Annotated in this window: 23 protein-coding genes; 9 read left to right on the top strand and 14 right to left on the bottom strand. The window is 72.6% G+C overall.

What is annotated here, in order from left to right; genetic code table 11:
* Positions 1-344 precede the first annotated feature (344 nt).
* Positions 345-614, bottom strand: a complete 270-nt coding sequence (locus WMF44_RS01805) for a hypothetical protein (RefSeq protein ID WP_437297395.1) — start codon at positions 612-614, stop codon at positions 345-347.
* A gap of 203 nt (positions 615-817) precedes the next feature.
* Between WMF44_RS01805 and WMF44_RS01800 the strand changes: the two genes are divergently transcribed.
* Positions 818-1,246, top strand: coding sequence for a hypothetical protein (locus tag WMF44_RS01800; RefSeq protein WP_437297394.1), 429 nt, complete (start codon positions 818-820; stop codon positions 1,244-1,246).
* Between the two features lie 32 nt (positions 1,247-1,278).
* Here WMF44_RS01800 and WMF44_RS01795 read toward each other — a convergent pair whose 3' ends face one another.
* Together WMF44_RS01795 and WMF44_RS01790 are read right to left on the bottom strand one after the other, a co-directional pair.
* Complete coding sequence (locus WMF44_RS01795) at positions 1,279-1,548, bottom strand: hypothetical protein (RefSeq protein ID WP_437297393.1); 270 nt, start codon at positions 1,546-1,548, stop codon at positions 1,279-1,281.
* A gap of 77 nt (positions 1,549-1,625) precedes the next feature.
* Complete coding sequence (locus tag WMF44_RS01790; RefSeq protein ID WP_437297392.1) at positions 1,626-2,216, bottom strand: Uma2 family endonuclease; 591 nt, start codon at positions 2,214-2,216, stop codon at positions 1,626-1,628.
* Between the two features lie 158 nt (positions 2,217-2,374).
* On the opposite strand from WMF44_RS01790, the gene WMF44_RS01785 reads away from it, so the two are divergent.
* Positions 2,375-2,785, top strand: coding sequence for a tyrosine-type recombinase/integrase (locus WMF44_RS01785; protein ID WP_437301520.1), 411 nt, complete (start codon positions 2,375-2,377; stop codon positions 2,783-2,785).
* A 191-nt stretch (positions 2,786-2,976) separates the two neighbouring features.
* Here the strand turns inward: WMF44_RS01785 and WMF44_RS01780 are convergent, their stop codons facing one another.
* A complete protein-coding gene (locus WMF44_RS01780; protein ID WP_437297391.1) occupies positions 2,977-3,567 on the bottom strand; it encodes a Uma2 family endonuclease in 591 nt (196 codons plus the stop codon).
* Positions 3,568-3,687: 120 nt separating this feature from the next.
* Between WMF44_RS01780 and WMF44_RS01775 the strand changes: the two genes are divergently transcribed.
* Positions 3,688-4,098 (top strand): hypothetical protein, encoded by a 411-nt coding sequence (locus WMF44_RS01775; RefSeq protein WP_437297390.1) that lies wholly within the window; start codon positions 3,688-3,690, stop codon positions 4,096-4,098.
* A 72-nt stretch (positions 4,099-4,170) separates the two neighbouring features.
* Here the strand turns inward: WMF44_RS01775 and WMF44_RS01770 are convergent, their stop codons facing one another.
* The 7 genes from WMF44_RS01770 to WMF44_RS01740 all read right to left on the bottom strand — a co-directional run bounded on the left by WMF44_RS01770 (position 4,171) and on the right by WMF44_RS01740 (position 11,875).
* Complete coding sequence (locus WMF44_RS01770) at positions 4,171-4,998, bottom strand: hypothetical protein (RefSeq protein WP_437301519.1); 828 nt, start codon at positions 4,996-4,998, stop codon at positions 4,171-4,173.
* Positions 4,999-5,225: 227 nt separating this feature from the next.
* The gene (locus WMF44_RS01765; RefSeq protein ID WP_437297389.1) at positions 5,226-5,678 is read right to left on the bottom strand and encodes a hypothetical protein; all 453 of its coding nucleotides are present in this window, start codon (positions 5,676-5,678) and stop codon (positions 5,226-5,228) included.
* Between the two features lie 400 nt (positions 5,679-6,078).
* On the bottom strand, positions 6,079-7,320 hold the full coding sequence (locus WMF44_RS01760) for a matrixin family metalloprotease (protein WP_437297388.1): 1,242 nt from the start codon (positions 7,318-7,320) through the stop codon (positions 6,079-6,081).
* A gap of 1 nt (position 7,321) precedes the next feature.
* Positions 7,322-7,894: a hypothetical protein gene (locus tag WMF44_RS01755; RefSeq protein WP_437297387.1), complete on the bottom strand. Its 573-nt coding sequence runs from the start codon at positions 7,892-7,894 to the stop codon at positions 7,322-7,324.
* A 463-nt stretch (positions 7,895-8,357) separates the two neighbouring features.
* The gene (locus WMF44_RS01750; protein ID WP_437297386.1) at positions 8,358-9,998 is read right to left on the bottom strand and encodes a tetratricopeptide repeat protein; all 1,641 of its coding nucleotides are present in this window, start codon (positions 9,996-9,998) and stop codon (positions 8,358-8,360) included.
* A 141-nt stretch (positions 9,999-10,139) separates the two neighbouring features.
* Entirely contained in the window at positions 10,140-11,471 is a 1,332-nt protein-coding gene (locus WMF44_RS01745; protein WP_437297385.1) for a LysM peptidoglycan-binding domain-containing protein, read from the bottom strand.
* On the bottom strand, positions 11,468-11,875 hold the full coding sequence (locus WMF44_RS01740; RefSeq protein WP_437297384.1) for a hypothetical protein: 408 nt from the start codon (positions 11,873-11,875) through the stop codon (positions 11,468-11,470). The genes WMF44_RS01745 and WMF44_RS01740 overlap by 4 nt, the downstream gene beginning before the upstream one ends.
* A 219-nt stretch (positions 11,876-12,094) precedes the next feature.
* Between WMF44_RS01740 and WMF44_RS01735 the strand changes: the two genes are divergently transcribed.
* The 4 genes from WMF44_RS01735 to WMF44_RS01720 all read left to right on the top strand — a co-directional run bounded on the left by WMF44_RS01735 (position 12,095) and on the right by WMF44_RS01720 (position 15,127).
* Positions 12,095-12,610: a hypothetical protein gene (locus tag WMF44_RS01735; RefSeq protein ID WP_437297383.1), complete on the top strand. Its 516-nt coding sequence runs from the start codon at positions 12,095-12,097 to the stop codon at positions 12,608-12,610.
* Positions 12,580-13,233, top strand: a complete 654-nt coding sequence (gene ruvA, locus WMF44_RS01730) for a Holliday junction branch migration protein RuvA (RefSeq protein WP_437297382.1) — start codon at positions 12,580-12,582, stop codon at positions 13,231-13,233. Before WMF44_RS01735 ends, ruvA begins: the two co-directional genes overlap by 31 nt.
* A gap of 299 nt (positions 13,234-13,532) precedes the next feature.
* Positions 13,533-14,633: an FHA domain-containing protein gene (locus tag WMF44_RS01725; RefSeq protein ID WP_437297381.1), complete on the top strand. Its 1,101-nt coding sequence runs from the start codon at positions 13,533-13,535 to the stop codon at positions 14,631-14,633.
* 95 nt (positions 14,634-14,728) lie between these two features.
* The gene (locus WMF44_RS01720) at positions 14,729-15,127 is read left to right on the top strand and encodes a (deoxy)nucleoside triphosphate pyrophosphohydrolase (RefSeq protein WP_012232930.1); all 399 of its coding nucleotides are present in this window, start codon (positions 14,729-14,731) and stop codon (positions 15,125-15,127) included.
* Between the two features lie 13 nt (positions 15,128-15,140).
* Here the strand turns inward: WMF44_RS01720 and WMF44_RS01715 are convergent, their stop codons facing one another.
* The 3 genes from WMF44_RS01715 to WMF44_RS01705 form a co-directional block, all read right to left on the bottom strand.
* A complete protein-coding gene (locus WMF44_RS01715; protein ID WP_437297380.1) occupies positions 15,141-16,211 on the bottom strand; it encodes a FecCD family ABC transporter permease in 1,071 nt (356 codons plus the stop codon).
* Positions 16,208-17,104 carry a type III pantothenate kinase gene (locus tag WMF44_RS01710; protein ID WP_437297379.1) on the bottom strand — a complete coding sequence of 299 codons (897 nt, stop codon included), beginning with the start codon at positions 17,102-17,104 and terminating at the stop codon, positions 16,208-16,210. The genes WMF44_RS01715 and WMF44_RS01710 overlap by 4 nt, the downstream gene beginning before the upstream one ends.
* A 101-nt stretch (positions 17,105-17,205) precedes the next feature.
* The gene (locus WMF44_RS01705; protein ID WP_437297378.1) at positions 17,206-17,847 is read right to left on the bottom strand and encodes an O-methyltransferase; all 642 of its coding nucleotides are present in this window, start codon (positions 17,845-17,847) and stop codon (positions 17,206-17,208) included.
* A 93-nt stretch (positions 17,848-17,940) separates the two neighbouring features.
* Here WMF44_RS01705 and WMF44_RS01700 point away from each other — a divergent pair, with 93 nt between their 5' ends.
* Both WMF44_RS01700 and WMF44_RS01695 read left to right on the top strand, forming a co-directional pair.
* Positions 17,941-18,681 carry a hypothetical protein gene (locus WMF44_RS01700; protein WP_437297377.1) on the top strand — a complete coding sequence of 247 codons (741 nt, stop codon included), beginning with the start codon at positions 17,941-17,943 and terminating at the stop codon, positions 18,679-18,681.
* Between the two features lie 80 nt (positions 18,682-18,761).
* Entirely contained in the window at positions 18,762-19,196 is a 435-nt protein-coding gene (locus tag WMF44_RS01695) for a hypothetical protein (RefSeq protein WP_437297376.1), read from the top strand.
* Positions 19,197-19,305: the final 109 nt, after the last annotated feature.

Genomic DNA, 19,305 nt, shown 5'->3' with positions numbered 1-19,305 from the left:
CAACGGCGCCGTCGGGCGCGTCGGGGACAAGCTCGCCCCGTGCGGGCCTGCTGGGGCAGCTGACCGAGCTGGTCCGGGTGGCGCTCGCCGCCGACGGCGTCGAGGCCGCGCGCGTGGCAAACGAGGCGCTCGGCAAGCTCTTGGCGGCACCCGAGCAGCCTTCCCGAGACACGGCCGATGTCGTTCGCCTTTCGACCGAGCGCGCCCGGCGGAGACGATGAGCGCCCGTGGTAGCGCACAGCTCACCGCGCTCGCGGGGCTGTTCGCTGCGGCGTAGGCTCAACGAGCTCAGTGTGAAACTCGTAAAACTCGCACACGAAGCCGGATCGCCTAGCGCCTACGACCTACCAAGGGAGCCGCAGATAACGGTGCATGAGATCCTGTGGGCGATGCACGCAGCGCTCGACAAGGGTGACGATATTGTACTCAAACATATGCACAAGCATGCTGTCGAGTACCTGAAAGCCAACAGCGACAGGAACTTCGACGGCGCAACGACGGACGTCGCGCAACGAGGCGAGTTCGCCTGTTGGCTTGTTCAGGCGCTCGGTCGCATCCACGAGCCGATCGACAGGCACCCGGTTCCCGATCCGGTGTTCGAGGTCGAGCCCCACGTGCGCATAGGGTGGGCGGTGCTCAGGGGCGCGCGTGTCTTCCCCGAGATATTCGACCTTGGGGACGATGGCGTGATGGACGCAATGGAGGGCGAGTTCGGCTCTGCTCCTGGCGATCTCCAGGACGCGAAGGAGCTCGCGATGCGCGCCCTGCGCGCCGTTGGTGTCCCCGCCAAGGTCGTTTGGAAAGGATCGCTCTCCCGATGCGCACCGTGCTGGCCGACATCCACGCGGGCAAGCTCGCCGCGCAGAAGGCCGGTAAGTACTACGACGTCGAGCCGGACGAGCTCGATCGGTACTACGCCGCGCGGGCGCAAGAGAAGCCAGCGCCGGAAGGCGACGAGTTCGAGGCCGCCATGCAGCGCGCCGATCAACACCGCCACCAGGGGAACAGCATGAGCGCGCCGCCCTTCGACGCACCGACCGGCGGGGACGAGCTCGCCGCCGCCACGCACGGCATGCCGCTGCCCGCCCCGGGCATCGGGAGCGACAGCCCTCCGGCCGAGGCACGAGCGGGAGCAGAGCGGGAGGCGCGGCCCTCGACACGCACGCGAGCCCCGAAGCGCAGCCGCACTGACGGCCCGCGGGGCGACGGGCGCCCGCGCGAGCTCTGCCGCCACGTCACGAGCTGAACGCCGACGTCACCGACGCGCCGGCCGGGCGCTCATCGACGCAGGGCCACGACGGCAACCGCCAGTGCGAGCCCGAGCGCATGCACGTGCGGATGCGGCGGCTCGATGACGGCCACGTCGGGGCTCGGGTCGGAGACGGTCATCTCGACGCCGTCGCGCGGATGGGTGGGACTCGCGGTGACGTTGGGGTTCGGCGGATTGACGATGATGCAGGCGACGCCGGGATCCGGCGGCTCGATGCTCGCGGTCACGCCGGGGTAGGGAGGATCGACGATCTCGGCATCCTGGGGCGGGAGGATCATGCGGCGAAGCTACCACGACGCAGCGCCGCTCCTCACCCTCGCCGCGAGCGGAGCGCCCGGGTCAGCGCGGCTGCAGGTCACGTCGCCCAGAGCACCGAGAGATCGAGCTCGATGGCCTGAAATGGCGCGACACGAACCCGCGCCGCCCCGCGGTGCGTCCCAACAGCGGCCCAGCCCCGATGCGGGACGAGCGAGTAGACCTCGAGCGTCCTCTCGATGGGGTCGACGAGCCACGCCGTCTGCACGCCCTCGCGCGCGTAGATCAGCATCTTGTCGTTCCGATCGACCTTCTCCGTGGACGGGCTCAGCACCTCGCAGACCCAGTCGGGCGAGAGGGAGAAGTAGGCCGTCTCAGGGAGCTCCGGCATCCGTTCGCGGCGCCAGCCAGCGACATCCGGAACGAGCACGTCGACCTCGCCTGGCGCCGCTGGGTCCGGGAAGTGCAGCTCGGGCTCGTTCAGGATCCACCACCCCCCAGGGCCGCCGCGGCCGCCTTGGAACGGGCCGCGGACCTCCCCGATCAGGCCAGAACTGGCGTTCGCGTGGCGCGGCGCTGGCCGCGGCATCACGTGCAGCACGCCCCCGATGAGCTCCGCCACCTTGTTCTGCGGGACGGCTTCCAGGTCGGCGTACGTCGCGCGGCGCTGCTTCTCGGCGGGCTGGCCCATGGCGGAAGCCTGCACGGGGGCGGGCAGCGGGGCAAGATGGCGACCGCCCGCCCAGGGCGAAGCCTCGGCGCGGTGTCAGGCCGAAAGGGCGCGCCCGAGCGACGCCCTCGCCGTGGCCAGCGCTCGGCACGTCGCTCCAGACGCGACGCGGTAGACGCATAGACCGCCCGCCGAAGGGGACGGCGAAGCTCTTCGCCTATCTCCTGCCGGCGGAGGTGCTCGCGCTCCTCGCGTCCGTGGAGATCGCGATCGGACGCCGCGTGCTGTACGCGCTCGCCGTCTACACGGGCCTGCGGAAGTCGAGCCTGATGGCGCTGAAGTGGAAGGACGTCGACATCACCCACGCCATGCTCGCCGCCCTCATCACTAAGAACGGCGTGCCGCAGCTCTTCGAGATCCCCGCTGGTCTGGTCAACGTGCTGCGCGCCTGGCGCGCGCGGTGCGGCGCCCCGGCCGATGGCGAGCGCGTCGTGCAGGACGTCGAGTGCGGATCGAGCCCTTCCCCGACATCACCGGCGCGATCCCCGAGCTCGCGCCGGCGCCGGCGGATGGGCCGGGCGGCCCCTTGACGGAGGGGGGCGGGACGCCCGAAGGTGGACGCGCAGGACAGACCCACGGGCACCTAGCTGCCGTGATCGGCGGGCTCCGATCCTCGAAAAGACCCGGGAAATGCAGCACTTCGCACCCCCACAATCCGGATACGGGATCCAGTGATCCGGGGGCCGCGCGCGGGGCGGGGCGCGGCGGCGAAGCTGGCCGGCTACCTCGCCCAGAGGACCGAGAGATCGAGCTCGATGGCCTCGAAGGGCTCGACGCGGACGCGTGCGGCGTCGCGGTGGACGACAGCGGACCCCCAGCGACGATCCTGGCCGAGCACATAGACCTCGAGCGTCCGCGCGATCGGGTCGACGAGCCATGCGTGCCGCACGCCCTCGCGCGCGTAGATGGGCATCTTCTCGCCGCGGTCGACGTCCTCGGTCGACGGGCTCAAGACTTCGCAGACCCAGTCCGGGGCGAGCGCGAAATAGGCCGTCTCGGGCAGCTCGGGCATGCGCTCGCGGCGCCAGCCGGCGAGGTCGGGCACGAGCGCGTCGATCTCGCCCGGCGCGTCCGGCTCGGGGAAGTGCAGCTCCGGCTCGACCAAGATGGTCCAGCCGCCGGGCCCGCCGCGGCCGCGGTCGAACGGGCCGAAGAGCTCCCCCTGCAGCGCGCTCTCCGCCCTTGAATGCCGCGGCGCCGGCCGGGGGAACACATGCAGGGTGCCGCGGACGAGCTCCGCCACCTTGTTCGGTGGGACAGCTTCGAGGTCGGCGTACGTCGCGCGGCGCGGCTTCTCGGCGGGCTGGCCCATGGGCGAAGCCTGCCCGGGGGCGGATGGCGCGGCAAGGCGGCGAGACGTGCGGCGTCGACCCGCCACTAACCCCTGGAAACGTCGCACTTCACGGCGCATCATCCCGGCCACGGGATCCACGTGAGCGATCGTTCGAACCTCGCCGCCTCCATCGACGGCGCGCCCCTCGCCGACGAGGAAGCGCGCGATCTCTGGACGCGGTTCAGCCGGTACATGGATGAGCACCGCGGCGACACGGCGGGCTTCGCGCGGGAGAACGGCTACGTGAGCGTGACGCCGACCTTCGAGCGCGGGCGGGCGCTGCTCGTCGTCCGGACGACGGAGGCGCCGCCGGAGAAGCCGGCCCAGCGCCCCGGTGGAGAGAAGCCGGCCCAGCGCCCCGGTGGAGAGAAGCCGGCCCAGCGCCCAGGTGGAGAGAAGCCGGCCCAGCGCCCAGGTGGAGAAAAGCCAGCGCCGCGCCCAGGTGGAGAAAAGCCAGCGCCGCGCCGCGGAGGCAGCGGCAAGCCAGCGCGCGGCAGGCGGCGGCGCTGAGCGCCCACGGTACGGGCGCGAATCGCGAGCAGCCTCGATCCCGGCGGAGAGGCGCCCCGATCGGCCGGAGCCTCACCGCGGCTTGCCGGCCCCTCCGGGGAAGTCCTTGCGCTTGATCTTGGCGCGCCGGCCGTCGGGGTGGTGGAACACGATTCCCTCCGCGAGGTGGCCCGGGGCGAAGCGGCTCTCCAGGTGCTGGAACAGGCCGCGGAGGCCGTCATAGGTCCTCGGGACGTCATCGTAGACGGGAATCTCGAGGTTGAACGGCACGACCATGTGCCTGGCGAGCCCGAGCGGGTTGCCCTGAATGCTCGGTCCGAGCGCCTCGGCCGAGTGCTCGCCGTCCGGCCAGCCCTGGAACTCCGTCCCGCGAACCGCCTCGAAGATCCACCTGTCTTCCGGACCGTGCTCGTCGGCGTCGACGTACCAGCCGTCGATGATCCCCTGCTGCTTCTGGAGCTTGCTCGGGTTCCTGCGCTTCTCGACCCGGACCACGTGGCCCGAGCGAAGGGTCAACCGCACGTTCGTACCGTCGAGCTTCTCGGTGGGACGGCCCTCGCCCGCGAAGACCCACTCGCACCCCTCCCGCGGCTTCGGGAGCACCTTGAAGTCGTCGCCGCGATCGAAAATCGTCGGAATCTTCTCCATGACCTGAATGCCCTTTCGTACCTGGCCGAGCAGCTCGTCAGGGGTGATGACGCCCCCAGCGAGCCCGCTCGCCAGGGCACGCACCAGCTCCGCGACGGAGGTGCTCGCCTCGAGCGCGACGCGCTTCAGCGCCATCCGCTCCTCCGGCGAGATCCACGCGACGAGGCGTGACCAGCCTTCGGGCGGGACCCATGTCGCGAGCTGCTGCGGATCCTTCCTCGGTCTGCCGCGCGGGCGGCCTGGCGCTGTCACGAGCTTCAAGGTAGCCCGATTTTCTATTGTGTCAATTGGCAAAACAAGAATTGGAGCGAGGCGGGAGAGGCAGGAGCAGGTAAGACGTCGCGCGCTGCCCTCGTGGAGATCGGGAGCCAGGGCGGGCGCCGCGAAGGCGCGCGTGGACGCGCGCCTCGGGACATCGGGGCTCGGTGCGCGGCGACGCCCTGGCCCTGCAACAGGGCTGCTGGTCTGCCGCCGCGGGTTCAGTCGAGGAGGGTCCAGGTGGCCTTGGCGGTGCAGCCGTAAGCGTCGAGCGCGCCGGGGTGCGTGAGGGGGACGAGCTTGGTCTGGCCCTTGGCGAGCGGCCCGGTGACCGAGCGGGTGGTGGGCCCCGGATCGCCGTAGTAGTGCGTGACGGTGAAGGTGATCTTCGCCGAGTCCGGAACGCCGAGGAGCGAGGTGTTCTTGATCGCGGCGTTCGGGTTGAAGATGCTGGGATAGGTGATCGAGCAGGAGAGGTTCACGGTCTTCGTGACCGGGCCGCCGCCGCCGTCGTCGCCGCCAGGACCGATGATCGCCTCTGCGCCCTCGCCCACGACCTCGGCGGCGTCGCTCGCGCCCTCATCGACGCTGTCGCCCTCGAGCGGCTCGGCGATGCAGCCGACGAGCGAGAAGGACGAGATGAGCGAGCAGAGGAGCAGGTTCTTGATGTTCATGGTGGTGTGTCCTTTGGTCGGGTGTTCGCGCTCGCGAGATCGCGTGTCGACGGCCTCTTGGCGAGCTCGAGCTCGCCTCGGCGTCCCTCGTCGCTGTCTCGCGGCGTCGCATCCGGATAGAGCAACCGGCGGGCCAGATCGTCGGAGCGCTTCCGGCCGCCGCCCGGCGCCCCAGCACCCGCGGGGAAGACAGCCTATCTCGGGGTTTTCGCGCTCCACCGCGCCGCGCCGGCGGGCGCCCGCGCGGCGCGGTGGAGGTCAGCGCCCCCACGCCGACGGCGCGGGCCTCCACCAGGTGTCGTCTCAGGTGCTCTCTGGCCCGGAAGATCGCGGCAGGCCCAGACGCGATCCGCGCCGCCGCGGGGGCCGGTGCTCCCCCTCACGCCCCGCGATCGAACGCTCAGCGCCGGCGCCGTCGCGACGCCAGCGCGCCGAGCACGCCGAGGAGCATGACGCCGCCGAGATCGGCCGATCGGCTGGTCGTCGAGCAGGAGCACCCGGCGTCGCTGCCAGACTCCTCTTCGCCGCTCTTCGGCGTGTCGCCCGGATCGGCGCCGCCCGCGCCGCCCACCCCGCCGCTCGAGGCGACCGACGAGCTCACTGTCGCGCCCACGGTCGATCCGCCGCCGGCCGAGGAGGAGGAGGAGGAGGAGGAGGAGGAGGTCGACACGCTGCTGCCGTCCGCTCCGCCATCACCCCCGCTGCCGCCGGCGCCGCCGGCGCCGCTGCCGCCGCCATCCAGGCCAACGCACTCGGTCGAGCACTCGGTCGAGCATTCCCCGCAGATGCACTCGAGGATGCGGATATACATGCCGGCCCCCTGGGCATGGTCATTCATGCATTGATCGACGCACGCGTCGTCCTCGCACGCGTTGACACAGCCGATGAATCTCCGGCACGCGTCCGACGCGCCGCACGCGTCATAGGGCGCCCTGCAGGTGTCCGCGAGCGAATCGTTCGAGCAGCTATCGCAGCTGCTGGCTCCGCCGGTGGCAGCGCTCGAGGCGCTCGCGGCCGTGGTCCCGCCGATGGGATACAGCGCGCACACGCCGTCGATGTCGTCCTGCTCGATGGTGCGCATCGACGAGCCCACGACATAGTAAGGGGTCATCGTCGCGGTCCGCTCGCCGGAGTGGCCGAGGCCCAGGAAATGCCCCTCTTCGTGCGTGGCGATCGACTGCGTGTCGACACAGCCGTTGTTGCCGGTGTCGTTCCAGCAAAACCCGACGTCGTTGAAGACCATGTCGGCGTCCACGATGGCGCCGTCGCGGCTCCAGACCGGCATCGTGACGCCGATGACCGAGTTGACGTCGCCGAGCATGTTCGGCCAGGAGGAGCTGATCCACTGAAACACGTTCTTGCCGTCGTTGTAGGTGTAACGATCGGTGGTGTCGCCGAGGAAGTCGACCTGCCACGCCGTACACCCCGCGTTCGACCACGCCTCGAACCCGGTCTCGACACGGTCGACGGCGAAGGCGGAGATCTCGCCCGGGATCGTCGAGCGGTTGATGTAGTAGGTGACGGGCAGCTTGCCCCAGCGGGGGACCACGTCATCGAGCGGCGTCCACGCGGCGGCCTCACGGGCCACGGCGAGGGACGAGGCGGCGCCGAGCAGGGCGGCGAGGGCGACGCGGCGCCTCACCTCACTTCCCTCCCGCGATGCGCACGACGTCCGTCATGAGGCTCTCGATGGGCTCGACCTCCTCGACGGGCGCCTCGATGGGCACGAGCGCGGCTCCGGTCCGCCGGACGAGGTGCAGCCCATCGAGGATGCGCCGCGCCATGCCCCTCTTGTCCACGTGATAGGCCGACAGCGCCAGCGCCGTGAGGTGCCACCGCCCCTTGTCGCCCGAGCGCAGGAAGACCACCGCGTCCTCGCCAGGCGAGAGCCTGGCGTCGCCGAGCAGCCGCTGTGTCTTGCCGTTGTAGGTCCCGCCCATCTGCTCCAGCACAATCATCGTCGAGCCCCCCTTGTCCGCCGCGCCGCCCTTGAGCGGCTGGGTGATCGTGAGCTCGGTGCGGGTCACGATCGATTTTCCGTCATCGGATTCCGTCGTGTACGATCGGCCGACGATCACGCGCGCGATCGTCGCCGACTGGCGCACGAGCTCCTCCCGCGAGAGCAGGACGGCCGTCGTCGCGTCCGCAGGCGCACCGATGCCTAGCAGAGCGAGCGCGGCGGACAGGGCGAGCACTGCTTTCAAGCCTCTCTTCATGTAGATGACTCCTTAAGACATTCATTTCTATCCCGAAGCGCACGCGCCGGCCAACCAGGAAACAGCGCTGCAACGTGCTCGCGATGCCGTGGAGTTGCCCGTCTGTCGTGACGGCGGATCATCCCACCGCGGCGCGATGCCATGCCGACATGTACGGAAGCGGGCATTACGACCCGCGCCGTGGTGCGCCTGGATTTGTGCCGTACACGTAGACGGCGCACTCCGGAGCTCTCGGGGAGGAGATACCCCTTATCGGGTCATCCCGGCTCTCGGCAGCATCGGTCGGAGTCAGGATGGTTGTCCGTCGATCGGGTCGACTCGCCATCAGCGCCATCAACGGCTGTCCTCGCTCGCCGGGAGCGGCGCGCGGGTCCCCGGCGCGGCGCCGCGCCGCCCGCGGAGGCCCAGGCGCGCGGAGGCTCGCCCGGGCGCCCTCCGCGCCCCGCGCGGCTCAGGGCCTCTCTCAGTCGAACCGCTTCAGGCCGTTCGGCGCCCTGGAGTCGCGCTTCGCGAAGGCCTCGTCCCGGGCCACGACGCGGCCGGCGAGGACCGCCTCCGCGAGCCCGCGGCACTCGGCGCTGGTCGCGCGATCGGCCCGCGCGAGCGCCTGCTCCGCCGCGGCGCGCGCCTCGGCCGCGCGGCCCGCGAGCGCGTGCGTCCGGGCGATCTCGGCGAGGGTCGCCGAGAGCTCCGCGGCGTTGCCCGACACGTCCAGGAGCCGCTTCGCGCCGAGGTAGAGCGACAGCGCCCCGGCGAGATCCCCCTGGATGCGCGCCAGGTCGCCCCGCGCCCGCAGCACGCCGGCCTGACCCGCGCCGTCCTCGAGCACCTCGAACAGGGCGAGCGCCTGCTCGTAGTCCGAGAGCGCCTCCTCCAGGTCCGACGCGTCGGCCGCCGCGACGCCCACGAGCTCGGCCACCAGCTCGAACTGCTTGCGGCGGAGATCACCCCGCACCTTGAGCGTCGCGGCCTGCCCGCGGCGCTCGAAGCCCGTGCGGAACAGCGCGAGCGCCCGGTCGTAGTCGCGCACCGCGTCCACGAGGTCCTCCTGCACGGAGCGCAGATCGCCCCGCGCCTTGAGCACCGCGGCCTGGCCCAGGACGTCGCGCGTCGCCGTGAACAGCTCGAGCCCCTGGTCGTAGTCCTTCTCGGCGCCCGCCAGATCCCCCTGCCGCACCCGGAGATCGCCGCGCGCCTTGAGCGCGCCGGCCTGCCCGAGGTGGTCCTCGGTCGCCTGGTAGAGCGTGAGCGCCCAGTCGTAGTCGCGCGCGGCGCCCGTCACGTTGTCCTGGCCGAACCGCATGTCGCCCCGCGCCTTCAGCACGCTGGCCTGCCCGCTCCGATCCCCCGTGTCCTGGAACAGCGCGAGCGCGGTGCTGTAGTCGCGCGCCGCGCCCGCCAGGTTGCGGAGCCGGACCCGCAGATCGCCGCGCGCCTTGAGCGCCCGCCCGTGCGCGGCGCCGTGAGGGCGGGCGCGCGGCGGCTCCGAGGGGCCCGGGACGTCCGCGTCGGCGCCCGCCCCGCGCGACCCGGCCCGGGGCTTGAGCGGCTCGCGATCGCCGAGCTGCAGGAAGAGCTGGATCGCCAGGTCGTAGTCGCACACAGCGCCGCCGAGATCACCCTCCTCGGCGCGCGCGAAGCCCCGCGCCCTCAGCGCGTCGCCCTCCGCCGCGCGATCGCCCGCGGCCTGGAACAGCGTGAGCGCCTCGTCGTAGTCGCGCACCGCCTGCACGGGCACGCCCTCCCGCAGGCGCAGCGCGCCCCGATCCATGAACACCTGGGCCTGCCCGAGCACGTCGCCCGTCGCCCGGAAGAGCGCGAGCGCCTCGTCGTAGTCGCGCGCGGCGCCCACGTAGTCGTTCCGCCGGAGGAGCAGGTTGCCGCGCTCCCGCAGCGCGTGGCCGCGCGCCTCCGGCGGGGTGCTGTTGAGGCTCGGAGGCGCCGCGCTCGAACGGGGCCCCCTCACCACCCCCTCGCCGAGCACCTCGGCCAGCGATCCGCTCCGCGGGGTGCAGCGATCCGTCACGCTGTCGAACGAGCGCTGCGTGGGAGGATCGCCGTCCACTCCCCTCAGCTCGGACTGGACTTCGGGAAGGCGACGCATGCCAGGCGGAACAGCATACCGCGCCGGCGCCCCGCTCGTGGAGACATTGTCGCTCACGCAACCGGGCGCGGGCCCGTGGGCTTCGCCCCGCACGCTTCGCCCCGCACACCCTGGCCGTGGAACGCCGCAGGCGGTCGATCCTCAGAGGCCCTTGCGCGAGACAAGCACCGCGTCCCGCTCGACCTCGTACATCGCGTGGGTCACGAGCGCCGCAGCCGTGCGCTCGCGCACATGCACGACCCGCAGCTCGGCGTAGGTCTCGTCCGGCAGCAGCTCCTCGTCGACGCCGAACTTCGGCTCGTCGACCTGCGCCGGACGCTCGTCCTGCACCCGCGGCCGGACCGTGGCCAGCCTGCCCGCGCTCCCGAGCTGCTGCAGCCAGCGGTCGCCCCGCCGGACCGCGAAGAAGCGCTGCCCCGGCTTCACGCCGTCCTTCTCGCCCTTGTCGATGAACACCACCTGGTGCTGCCCGACGAGCTGGTAGGGGTAGACGGCCGCGAGGATCTTCGCCTCGAGATCCGCCTCGGCGCCCACCGGCGGCACCACGTCGAGGCGCCGCAGCACCGCGCCGACCCTGTCCGTGCGCTCGACGACGTCGAGCGACTCGATGAGCCGCGCGCGCACCATGTGCGTCTTCGGGTTGTAACGATCCACGCGCGCCGTGCCGCGCACCGTCACGAGCTCGCCCTTCACGTCCCCGCTCTTCACCTTCTTGATCTCGCGGAAGATCGTCAGCTCCTGGCCGATCGAGACCTCGTGATCGTCCGAGAGGCGGAGGTAGACGTCGTCGCCCTCGCTGAGGAGCATCTGGTCGTCGGGGCTCGCGACGAGCTCCCCCCACGTGTCCTTCTTCACGTCGTCGACCCAGCCGAGCTCGCGCAGGAAGATCGTCTTCGTCGGCACCCGCCCCCCTCGACTCAGCTGGTTCGCGCCGAACCCGATGCTGCCGCGGGTCGGGCCCTCGCTCGGGTCGCGGAGCCGGATCCGGTCGCCCGGGTAGATCCAGTGCGGGTTCTGGAGCTGCGGGTTCAGCGCCCAGACCTGCGGCCACGCATACGGGTTCGTGTAGTACCTGCCCGAGATGTCCCAGAGCGTGTCGCCGCGCCGCACCGAGTGCGACTCGGGCACGAACTGCCCCTCGACGACGTAGCTGCCGTTCGCGCCGCCCTTCACCGAGGCGGGGCCCTCGCTGCGGCGGCCCAGATCGAAGCCGTCCGACGGGCGGGACGTGTCCGTCGTGCCCCGCGAGCTCGAGGGCAGGTGGGCGTTCGGATCGAACCCCGGCTGCGGGTAACCCGGCACCACGACCTGCGTCTCGACGGTCGGCTCGCCCCTCGGGAGCTGGACCACGGTGACGCCCGGCCCCGGGCCGGCGCCCTCCTCGCCGCCCTGGTCCTGAGCGCGCGCCAGCGGCGGCGCGGCGACGATCGCCAGGGAGACCAGGACCAGCGTTGCCTTCGCGGGGAACTTCATCGCTTGCGCCTCGACAGGGTGGAGGGGGGCGGGCTCGGCGGCGGCGACCCGCCCGGGGGCTCTTCGATCACGGCGCCGTTCGCTGTCGAGCGGAGCACCGGCGGCCGCGCGCCGTCGTCCTCCGGCGCGAGCCGCACCACCTCGAGGTCGGGCCTGTCCGGCTCCTCCGGGAGCACGGCGCGCGCCCCGGCCTCGTCAGGGCGCGCCGCGCCGCGGGCGCCGCCCCGCGAGCGCTCCAGCGAGCCCACACGATCCGCGAGCACCGCGTTCTCCGCGCGCACCCTGACGAGCTCCGCGCGCAGCTCGGAGAGCTGTCGTTCGACCGCGTCGTGCCCTCCGCCGCAACCGACGTTGAGCGCGGCGAGCGCGAGCGCCGTCGAGCCGATGCCCAGGCCAATCCTCATGGGACGCCCAGCCTACCCGCCGCCGCGCCGGCCGGCCAAACGCGCGGCGATCTCCGCGCCCCGCGGCGGGGCGCCGCGCCCCCGACGGGGCAACGCGCCGCGCGCGCCGCGCCGGAACAACCGCGCGCGACCCGAGGTGGGCGGCGCGACGTCACGCGTTACGGAGCGCGCGCAGTTCTGCTAGGGTCCCAGCCCGAGATCTGGGTGCGAGGGGTGAACGTGCGGAAACTCTTCCTGATTTTCCTTGTCGCGACGGCGTGCGCCGGCGCCGGCTGCGGTGACGACGGCCCCGGGCCCGCGGCGACGGCGTGCTTCGACTACAGCAAGTTCGACGGCGCCACGCCCGAGGTGAGCTTCGCGGGCGAGGTCCTCCCCATCTTCCAGCGGTCCTGCTCGTTCAGCTCGACGTGCCACGGCGCCGAGGCCGGCTCGGCCGGGTTCGCGTACCTCGGCCCGACGCTGAGCGAGCAGGCCACGCAGGCGCAGATCGACGCGATCGTGGCCCAGAACGTCGGCGCCGCGTCGAGGGCGCCCTCCGGGATGCCGCGCATCACGGCCGGCGACCCCGCGAACAGCTTCCTCATGCACAAGCTCGACGACACCCTGAGCTGCGGGGACCTCGAGTGCGCCCCCGACGGCTGCGGGGACCCGATGCCCTTTGGCGGCGACCTCCTGCCCTCGGCGGAGCGCGACGCCATCCGCAGGTGGATCCAGCAAGGGGCCAAGGTCAATTGATCGGCCGGCTCTCCGGCCACGTCGTGGAAGAAGGCGACGAGGGCACGGTCGTCCTCGACGTCAGCGGGGTCGGCTACGAGGTGACCGTCCCGCTCGGGGCCGTGGGGCGCGCGCGCGGCATCGCCGCGAACGCGAAGGCCGGCTCGGACGCGATCACCCTGTTCGTCCACACCCACGTGCGCGAGGACGCGCTCCTCCTGTACGGCTTCGCGACGCGCGAGGACCGGGCGGCCTTCCGCGTGCTCATCGGCATCTCCAGCATCGGCCCGAAGATCGCGATGGCCATCCTCAGCGCGCTCGGCGCGGGGGAGCTCGCCGCGGTGATCTCCCGCCGGGAGACCGCGCGCCTCACCGCCATCCCCGGCGTCGGCAAGAAGACCGCCGAGCGCCTCGTCCTCGAGCTGAAGGACAAGCTCGTCCACCTCCCCGCGGCCCCGCTCTCCCCCGCGGCCCCGCCGCCCGCGGCCACCGGCGCCAAGCAGGACCTCCTGCACGGCGCGCTCACCCGCATGGGCTACCGCCCGGCCGAGGCGGAGCGCGCCGTCACCGCCCTCGGCGCGCGCGTCGACAGCGCCCCGCTCGGCGACCTCGTGCGTGATGCGCTCGCGCTCCTCTCCAAGTGAGCCACGCCGCCGGCGCCCGACGAGCCCGGCCGCCCGCGCCCGACGAGCTCCGCAAGCCGGGCCACCCGCGCCCGACAAAACGCGGCCGCCCGCGCCGCGGAAAACCGCGGCCGCCCGCGCCCGGCGAGCTGCGATTTGCCGGGCGGAATCGCTTCGGCGAACGGGCGGGCGGCGGCGCGCGACCCCCGCTCGAGGGGCGGAGGAGCGACAGACAGTCGACAGAGGGCCGCCGCGGCGAATATGCTCCCGCCGCCGTTCGCCCTGGGACCCAGCCCGGTCGCTCGTTGTGAGGAGGCGTGGTGATCACCTGCCCGAAGTGCTCCAAGGAAAATCAGGACCATTACAAGTTCTGCCTCGGCTGCGGCGCCGAGCTGCCTCGCGACGTTTCGCCCAAGAAGTTCGCGGCAGGCACCCCGCCCCACGGCGTGCCCGCGGCTTCGCGGGCGAAGGACTACGGCGATGAGCCGACCGCCATCGGCACGGGCGCCCAGAAGGGCCCCGCGGTCGCGCCCCCGCCGCCCGCGCTCGTCGATCCCGCGGCGTTCATCGCCCCGGCCCGCGGGGAGGACACCGGCGCCAGCAAGAAGGCCGCGGCGGCCGCGCCCGCGACGCCGGCGGCGGCGGCCGGCGCAGGGACGGTCGTCTGTCCCCAGTGCCAGGAGCCCAACCCGCCGTCGAACAAGTTCTGCGCGCTGTGCGGCTTCAAGCTCGTCAAGCCGGCGGGCCAGGCCGCGCAGCCCTCCACGCCGGTCGTCTCCACGTCGGGCGCCGCGAACGTCGTGCTGACGGCGCTCCGTGCCGACGGCACCGAGGCCGGCTCGTACACGCTGCCCACGAACCCCACGCTGGTCGGGCGCGACTCGGGCACGATCTTCGGCGGCGACAGTTACCTCTCGCCGCGCCACGCGACGTTCTCGATCAAGGGCGGGCGGCTCTTCGTCAAGGACGAGGGCTCGCTGAACGGCGTCTACCGCAGGCTGCGCAGGGACACGCCGGTGCAGCTCGACAACGGCGACGTCTTCCGCATCGGCCAGGAGATCGTCCGCGTCGAGCCGCTCTCCCCGGCGCCCACGACCCCCGACGGCGTCGAGCGGCTCGGCAGCCCCTCGAAGGGCTACGTCGCGCGGCTCGCCCTCATCATCGGCAGGGACGCGACCGGCAACGCGTTCCCGGTCCCCGACACCGGCCTGCACCTCGGGCGCGAGCGCGGCGACATCCTCTTCCCCGAGGACGGCTACGTCTCCGGGCTCCACTGCCAGATCTCGCTCCAGGGCGGCCGCCTGTTCCTCACGGACCTCGGCAGCTCGAACGGCACCTTCCTCCGCGTCCTCGGCGAGACCGAGATCACGGGCGGCGACATCCTGCTCATGGGTCAGCAACTGTTCCGCATCAACGTCTGAGCGCGCGCCAGCGGCGCCCCGAGGACGGCGACCCGTCCCGCTCGCACAACCCGACGCCCCATCGTACGCTCAGCAGCAGCCCTGAGGCACTCGCCATGGAAATGGTCCGCACCATCCGCGTGGTCGCCGCCGTGATTGAACAGGACGGCCGGTACCTGATCACCCAGCGCCGGCCGACCGCCGTGCTCCCGATGCTCTGGGAGTTCCCCGGGGGGCGCGTGGAGGAGACCGAGACGGACGCGGCCGCGCTGAAGCGCGAGGTCCGCCACCGGCTCGACGTCGAGATCGAGGTGGGCCAGCTGATCTCGTTCGTGAGCCACCCCTACGAGCGCTACGTCGTCGACCTGTACCTCTACGAGTGCCACATCAAGAGCGGCGAGCTCGCCTCGCTGGCCGTGAACGCGTTCCGGTGGGTCACGAGCGCCGAGTTCGATCGCTACCCGTTCACGCCGGCGGACGAGGCCAGCATGAACAAGCTCCTCGGCATGACCTGACGCGCCCGCGCCCTCACAGGCGCGGCGAGCGCCGCAGCAGCACGAGGAACATCGGCCCGCCGAGCATCGCGGTCACCGCGCCCACGGGCGGCTCGGTGCCGAGCCACCGGAACAGGAGCCGCGCGACGAGGTCGCACGTGACGAGCAGGACGGCGCCGGCCACGAGCGACAGCGGCAGGAGCCGCCGGTGATCCGCGCCGCAGAGCCGGCGGACCGCGTGCGGGACGATGAGCCCGACGAAGCCGATGAGGCCGGTGCGGCTGACGATCGCGCCGACGACGCACGAGGACGCGAGGAAGACCCGGCGCTCGACGGCGCGGACGTCGACGCCCAGGGTCCCGGCCGACTCGTCGCCGAGCGAGAGGAGGTTCAGCCGCGCGGCGTCGGCGAGGAGCACGGCGCAGCCGGCGGCGACGTAGACGGCGACGCCGAGGAGGGCCGGGGTCGTGGGCAGCTCGACGAAGCCGATGAGCCACCGGAGCAGCTGCTGGGCGCGCGAGGGAGAGACGAGCGTCTTGAGGAAGGAGATGAGGCCCGCCGCGATGGCGTTCACGATGACGCCGGCGAGGAGCATCGAGGCGCCGGAGGTGCCCTCGGCCGCGCCGCGCGCGATGGCGTAGACGAGCAGCGTCGCGACGAGGCCGCCGGCGAGCGCCGCCGCGGGCAGGAGCGTGGCGCCGAGGACGGTCGTCGCGCCGACGCCGAGCGCGATCGCGACCGCGGCGCCGAGCGCGGAGCCGCCGGAGACGCCCAGCACGTACGGCTCGGCCAGCGGGTTCCTGAGCAGCGCCTGGAACGCGGCGCCCACGGCCGCGAGGCCGGCGCCGGAGACGGCCGCGAGGAGCACGCGCGGCAGGCGCACGTCGAGGAGGAGGGTCCGGTCGAGGCCGGGCTCGGCGACGGCGCGCGCGATCGAGACGGGCTCGGCGCCGAGGAGGACGGCGAGGACGAGCGAGAGCACGAGCGCCGCGGGCGCCGCGGCGAGGACGAGCGCGCGGCGGAGGCCCCGGCCAGGCGCGGGCGGCGCCGGGAGGGAGGGCGCGCTCGCTCGGCGCGGGGCGCGGCCGGACACGGGCAAGGTCAATCCTGGCCGCCTCCGCCCGCGGGCGGCAGCGGGGCGTGCCCGCCGCCTCGCTCGGCGTTCCGCTCGTAGATCAGGCGCAGCCCGGTGAGCGTCAGGTCGTCGTCGACCCCCTCGATGGTCTCGGTCTGCGGCGCGATGAGCCGCGCCAGGCCACCGGTCGCGATGACGCGGCACGGGTAGCCGAGCTCCCGCCGGAGGCGGCCCACGAGCCCGTCGACGAGCCCCGCGTAGCCGTACACGATGCCCGACTGCATCGAGTGGACGGGGTTGCGGCCGACGACCCGGGGCGGGAGCGCGATCTCGACGCGGGACAGCCGCGCGGCGCGGGAGAAGAGCGCCTCGGCGCTGATCTGGATGCCCGGCGCGATGACGCCGCCCAGGTACTCTCCCTTCGGGGTCACGCAGTCGAACGTCGTCGCCGTGCCGAAGTCGACGACGATGACGCCGGCGGCGGCGTGATCCCCCCGGTCGGGCTCGGCCGCGTGCGCTCGCGCCGGCGCGGCGCGGGGCGCGGGCTCGGGCTGCCGGCGCACCCACTCGTGCGCCGCGACCGCGTTGACGATCCGGTCGGCGCCGACCTCGCGCGGGTTCTCGTAGAGGATGGCCATGCCGGTCTTGATGCCGGGCCCCACGACGAGCGGCTCGATCCCGAACGCCCGCTCGACGAGCCCCACCATCGTGTCGGTCAGCGTCGGCACGACGCTCGCGACGATCGCGCTGTCGATGCGGGCGAGGTCGACGCGGCGGAGGTCGAGCATCTGCCGGACGAGCACGGCGTACTCGTCCGAGGTGCGGGAGCGCGCGCTCTCGCAGCGGAGGTGGTGCTGGAGCACCTCGCCCTCCAGCACCCCGAAGCTGATGTTGGTGTTCCCGACGTCGATGGCGAGCAGCATGCTGGCCCGACTCTAGCGCCGCGCGCCCGGGATCCGGCCAGGATTTCGGACGCGCCACCGGCGCTCGCGGCGCGCTGCCGCACGCCCGCCGCGCCCGGCCTTCAGCGCTTGCGCGCGAGCGTCACCCCGTCGCGCACGGTGAGCATGACCTTCTCGACCCGGGGATCGCGGAAGACGAGATCGTTGAAGGCGGCGATGGCGCGGCCGTCCGCGCTCTCGGGGGCGAGGACCTCGCCGCTCCAGAGGGTGTTGTCGGCGACGATCAGCCCGCCGCTGCGGAGGCGCGGGAGGGCCTCGTCGTAGTAGGCCGGATACCGCTCCTTGTCGGCGTCGATGAACACGAGATCGAAGGCGGGGCTCGCCGGCATGGCGCGGAGGGTGGCGAGCGCGTCGCCGAGCGCGATCCGGATCTTCCCGCCGTGCTCGCTGCGGTCGAAGAACGATCGGGCGATGCGGACCACCTCGGGGTCGCGATCGCACGTGATGAGCTCGCCGTCCGGCGGGAGCGCCTCGGCCATGCTGAGCGCCGAGTAGCCGGTGAACGTCCCGATCTCGAGCACGCGGCGCGCCTGCATGAGCGCGACCAGCATCCTGAGCAGGGCGCCTTCGACCCGCCCGACCTGCATGACCGCCCTCGGCTCGTGGGCCAGGGTGAACTCGCGCAGCTCATCGAGGAGCGCGGGCGGCGGCTCGGAGTGGTCGTGAACGTAGCGATCCAGCTCTGGATTGACGATGGCGATCATGGCGAGGTTCCTCGGCCGGGCACCGTAGCATCGGTGCGCGCTCCCTCCTCACCTCACCTTGAGCCGCCGGCGGCCTTCGCGGTAGCGTCGACCATGGCCTTCTCTTCCTGGAAGACGTGCGCCGCCGCGGCGCTCCTTGCGGCGGCCTGCAGCTCGACGGACGGCAGCCCCGGGACGGGCGGCGCCGGCGGGGGCACGGGCGGCTCCGGCGGAGGCACGGGCGGCGCCGGCGGGGGCACGGGCGGCTCCGGCGGCGCAGGCATGGGCAGCGGGGGCGCGGGCGGCTCCGGCGGGGGCGCTGGCGGCGCTGGCGCAGGCGCGAGCTCCACGACGGCCGGCGGCGGCGCGGGGGGAGAGGCGGTCTACGACTGTGCGTCGCTCGGCGACCCGTGCACGACCTGCCTCGCCCTGCGCTGCCAGGAGAGCTATTGCGCGTGCCAGCGGAGCGCGGAGTGCGCCGCGCTGGGCAACTGCCTCCTCGGCTGCGCGGCGGAGGACGTGGCTTGCGAGCAGGCGTGCCTGACGGCGCACCGGGCGGGCATCTCGGGCATCTTCCTCGAGGGCGGCTGCGCGTCCGAGCGGTGCAGCGCGCAATGCCCATCGCGAGACGCGCTGTCCCCTTGCGCGTCCTGCCGGTTGACAGGGTGCGCAGCCGAGATGAACGCGTGCGTCGCCGAGCCGTCGTGCAGGGCAATGCTCGCGTGCGTGGATGCGTGCCGTGCGGACGGAGATGGCTGCCTGGAGGCGTGCTCGGCGATGCACGCGGACGGCGTGCAGGCTGCCGGGGCGGTCTTCGCATGCGAAGAGGCGCGGTGCGGGGCGGATTGCGGGTGACCGGTGAGCCGCCGCGAGCCGCCATGCCGCGCCGCGCCGCGGGGGTCGACGCCCCGGGCGAACAGACATACCATTCCGTCGTGGCCTTCCTCGGATTGCGCGAGATCGAGCGGGACCCGTACGCGGTCGTCCATCACGACCCCGCTCAGCAGCTCGTGCTCATCAAGCGATATTCGCTGAACTATCCGAGCATTGCGGCGATCGAGCTGAGCTTCGACCGCATCAATCGGTCGCTCGAGGCGATCGCCAGGCGGCACACCCTGCTGCTCGTCGACGCCCGCGACGCACCGCTGCGCAACGACGCCGGGTTCGAGAATGCGTTCGCTCACTGTCACACGCGGCTGACGGAAGGCTTCAAGAAGACCGCGGTCCTCCTGAAGAGCGCGACCGGGGTGCTCCAGCTAGGCCGGCTTTCGAAGGGCTATACAAAGCCGATGGGCATCTTCACCCGCCCCGAGGACGCGCTCAACCACCTCGGCGTCAGCGTCGACCTGAAGCAGCTCACCGATCCCTGACGCGCCCCTCTACCCCGAAGCGGGGCTCACCCGCACAGGAGACGGGCCCAGATCGGCGTTTTCGGCGCGGAAGCGTACTCTTGTACGCTGAGCACCGAAAACGTCGAGG

It is taken from the genome of Sorangium sp. So ce426 (assembly GCF_051475585.1).
In the GTDB taxonomy this organism is placed as follows: Bacteria; Myxococcota_A; Polyangia; order Polyangiales; family Polyangiaceae; genus Sorangium; species Sorangium cellulosum_B.
This window is presented reverse-complemented; position numbering and strand designations above follow the sequence as displayed.

Excerpts from the sequence above, each read along its gene's own strand:
- WMF44_RS01790 (WP_437297392.1), bottom strand. The coding sequence starts at position 2,216 with ATGGGCCAGCCCGCCGAGAAGCAGCGCCGCGCGACGTACGCCGACCTG.
- WMF44_RS01780 (WP_437297391.1), bottom strand. The coding sequence starts at position 3,567 with ATGGGCCAGCCCGCCGAGAAGCCGCGCCGCGCGACGTACGCCGACCTC.
- WMF44_RS01710 (WP_437297379.1), bottom strand. The coding sequence starts at position 17,104 with ATGCTGCTCGCCATCGACGTCGGGAACACCAACATCAGCTTCGGGGTG.
- WMF44_RS01740 (WP_437297384.1), bottom strand. The coding sequence starts at position 11,875 with ATGAGGATTGGCCTGGGCATCGGCTCGACGGCGCTCGCGCTCGCCGCG.
- WMF44_RS01745 (WP_437297385.1), bottom strand. The coding sequence starts at position 11,471 with ATGAAGTTCCCCGCGAAGGCAACGCTGGTCCTGGTCTCCCTGGCGATC.
- WMF44_RS01765 (WP_437297389.1), bottom strand. The coding sequence starts at position 5,678 with ATGAACATCAAGAACCTGCTCCTCTGCTCGCTCATCTCGTCCTTCTCG.
- WMF44_RS01795 (WP_437297393.1), bottom strand. The coding sequence starts at position 1,548 with ATGATCCTCCCGCCCCAGGATGCCGAGATCGTCGATCCTCCCTACCCC.
- WMF44_RS01755 (WP_437297387.1), bottom strand. The coding sequence starts at position 7,894 with ATGAAGAGAGGCTTGAAAGCAGTGCTCGCCCTGTCCGCCGCGCTCGCT.
- WMF44_RS01720 (WP_012232930.1), top strand. The coding sequence starts at position 14,729 with ATGGAAATGGTCCGCACCATCCGCGTGGTCGCCGCCGTGATTGAACAG.
- WMF44_RS01800 (WP_437297394.1), top strand. The coding sequence starts at position 818 with ATGCGCACCGTGCTGGCCGACATCCACGCGGGCAAGCTCGCCGCGCAG.
- WMF44_RS01705 (WP_437297378.1), bottom strand. The coding sequence starts at position 17,847 with ATGATCGCCATCGTCAATCCAGAGCTGGATCGCTACGTTCACGACCAC.
- WMF44_RS01750 (WP_437297386.1), bottom strand. The coding sequence starts at position 9,998 with ATGCGTCGCCTTCCCGAAGTCCAGTCCGAGCTGAGGGGAGTGGACGGC.
- WMF44_RS01700 (WP_437297377.1), top strand. The coding sequence starts at position 17,941 with ATGGCCTTCTCTTCCTGGAAGACGTGCGCCGCCGCGGCGCTCCTTGCG.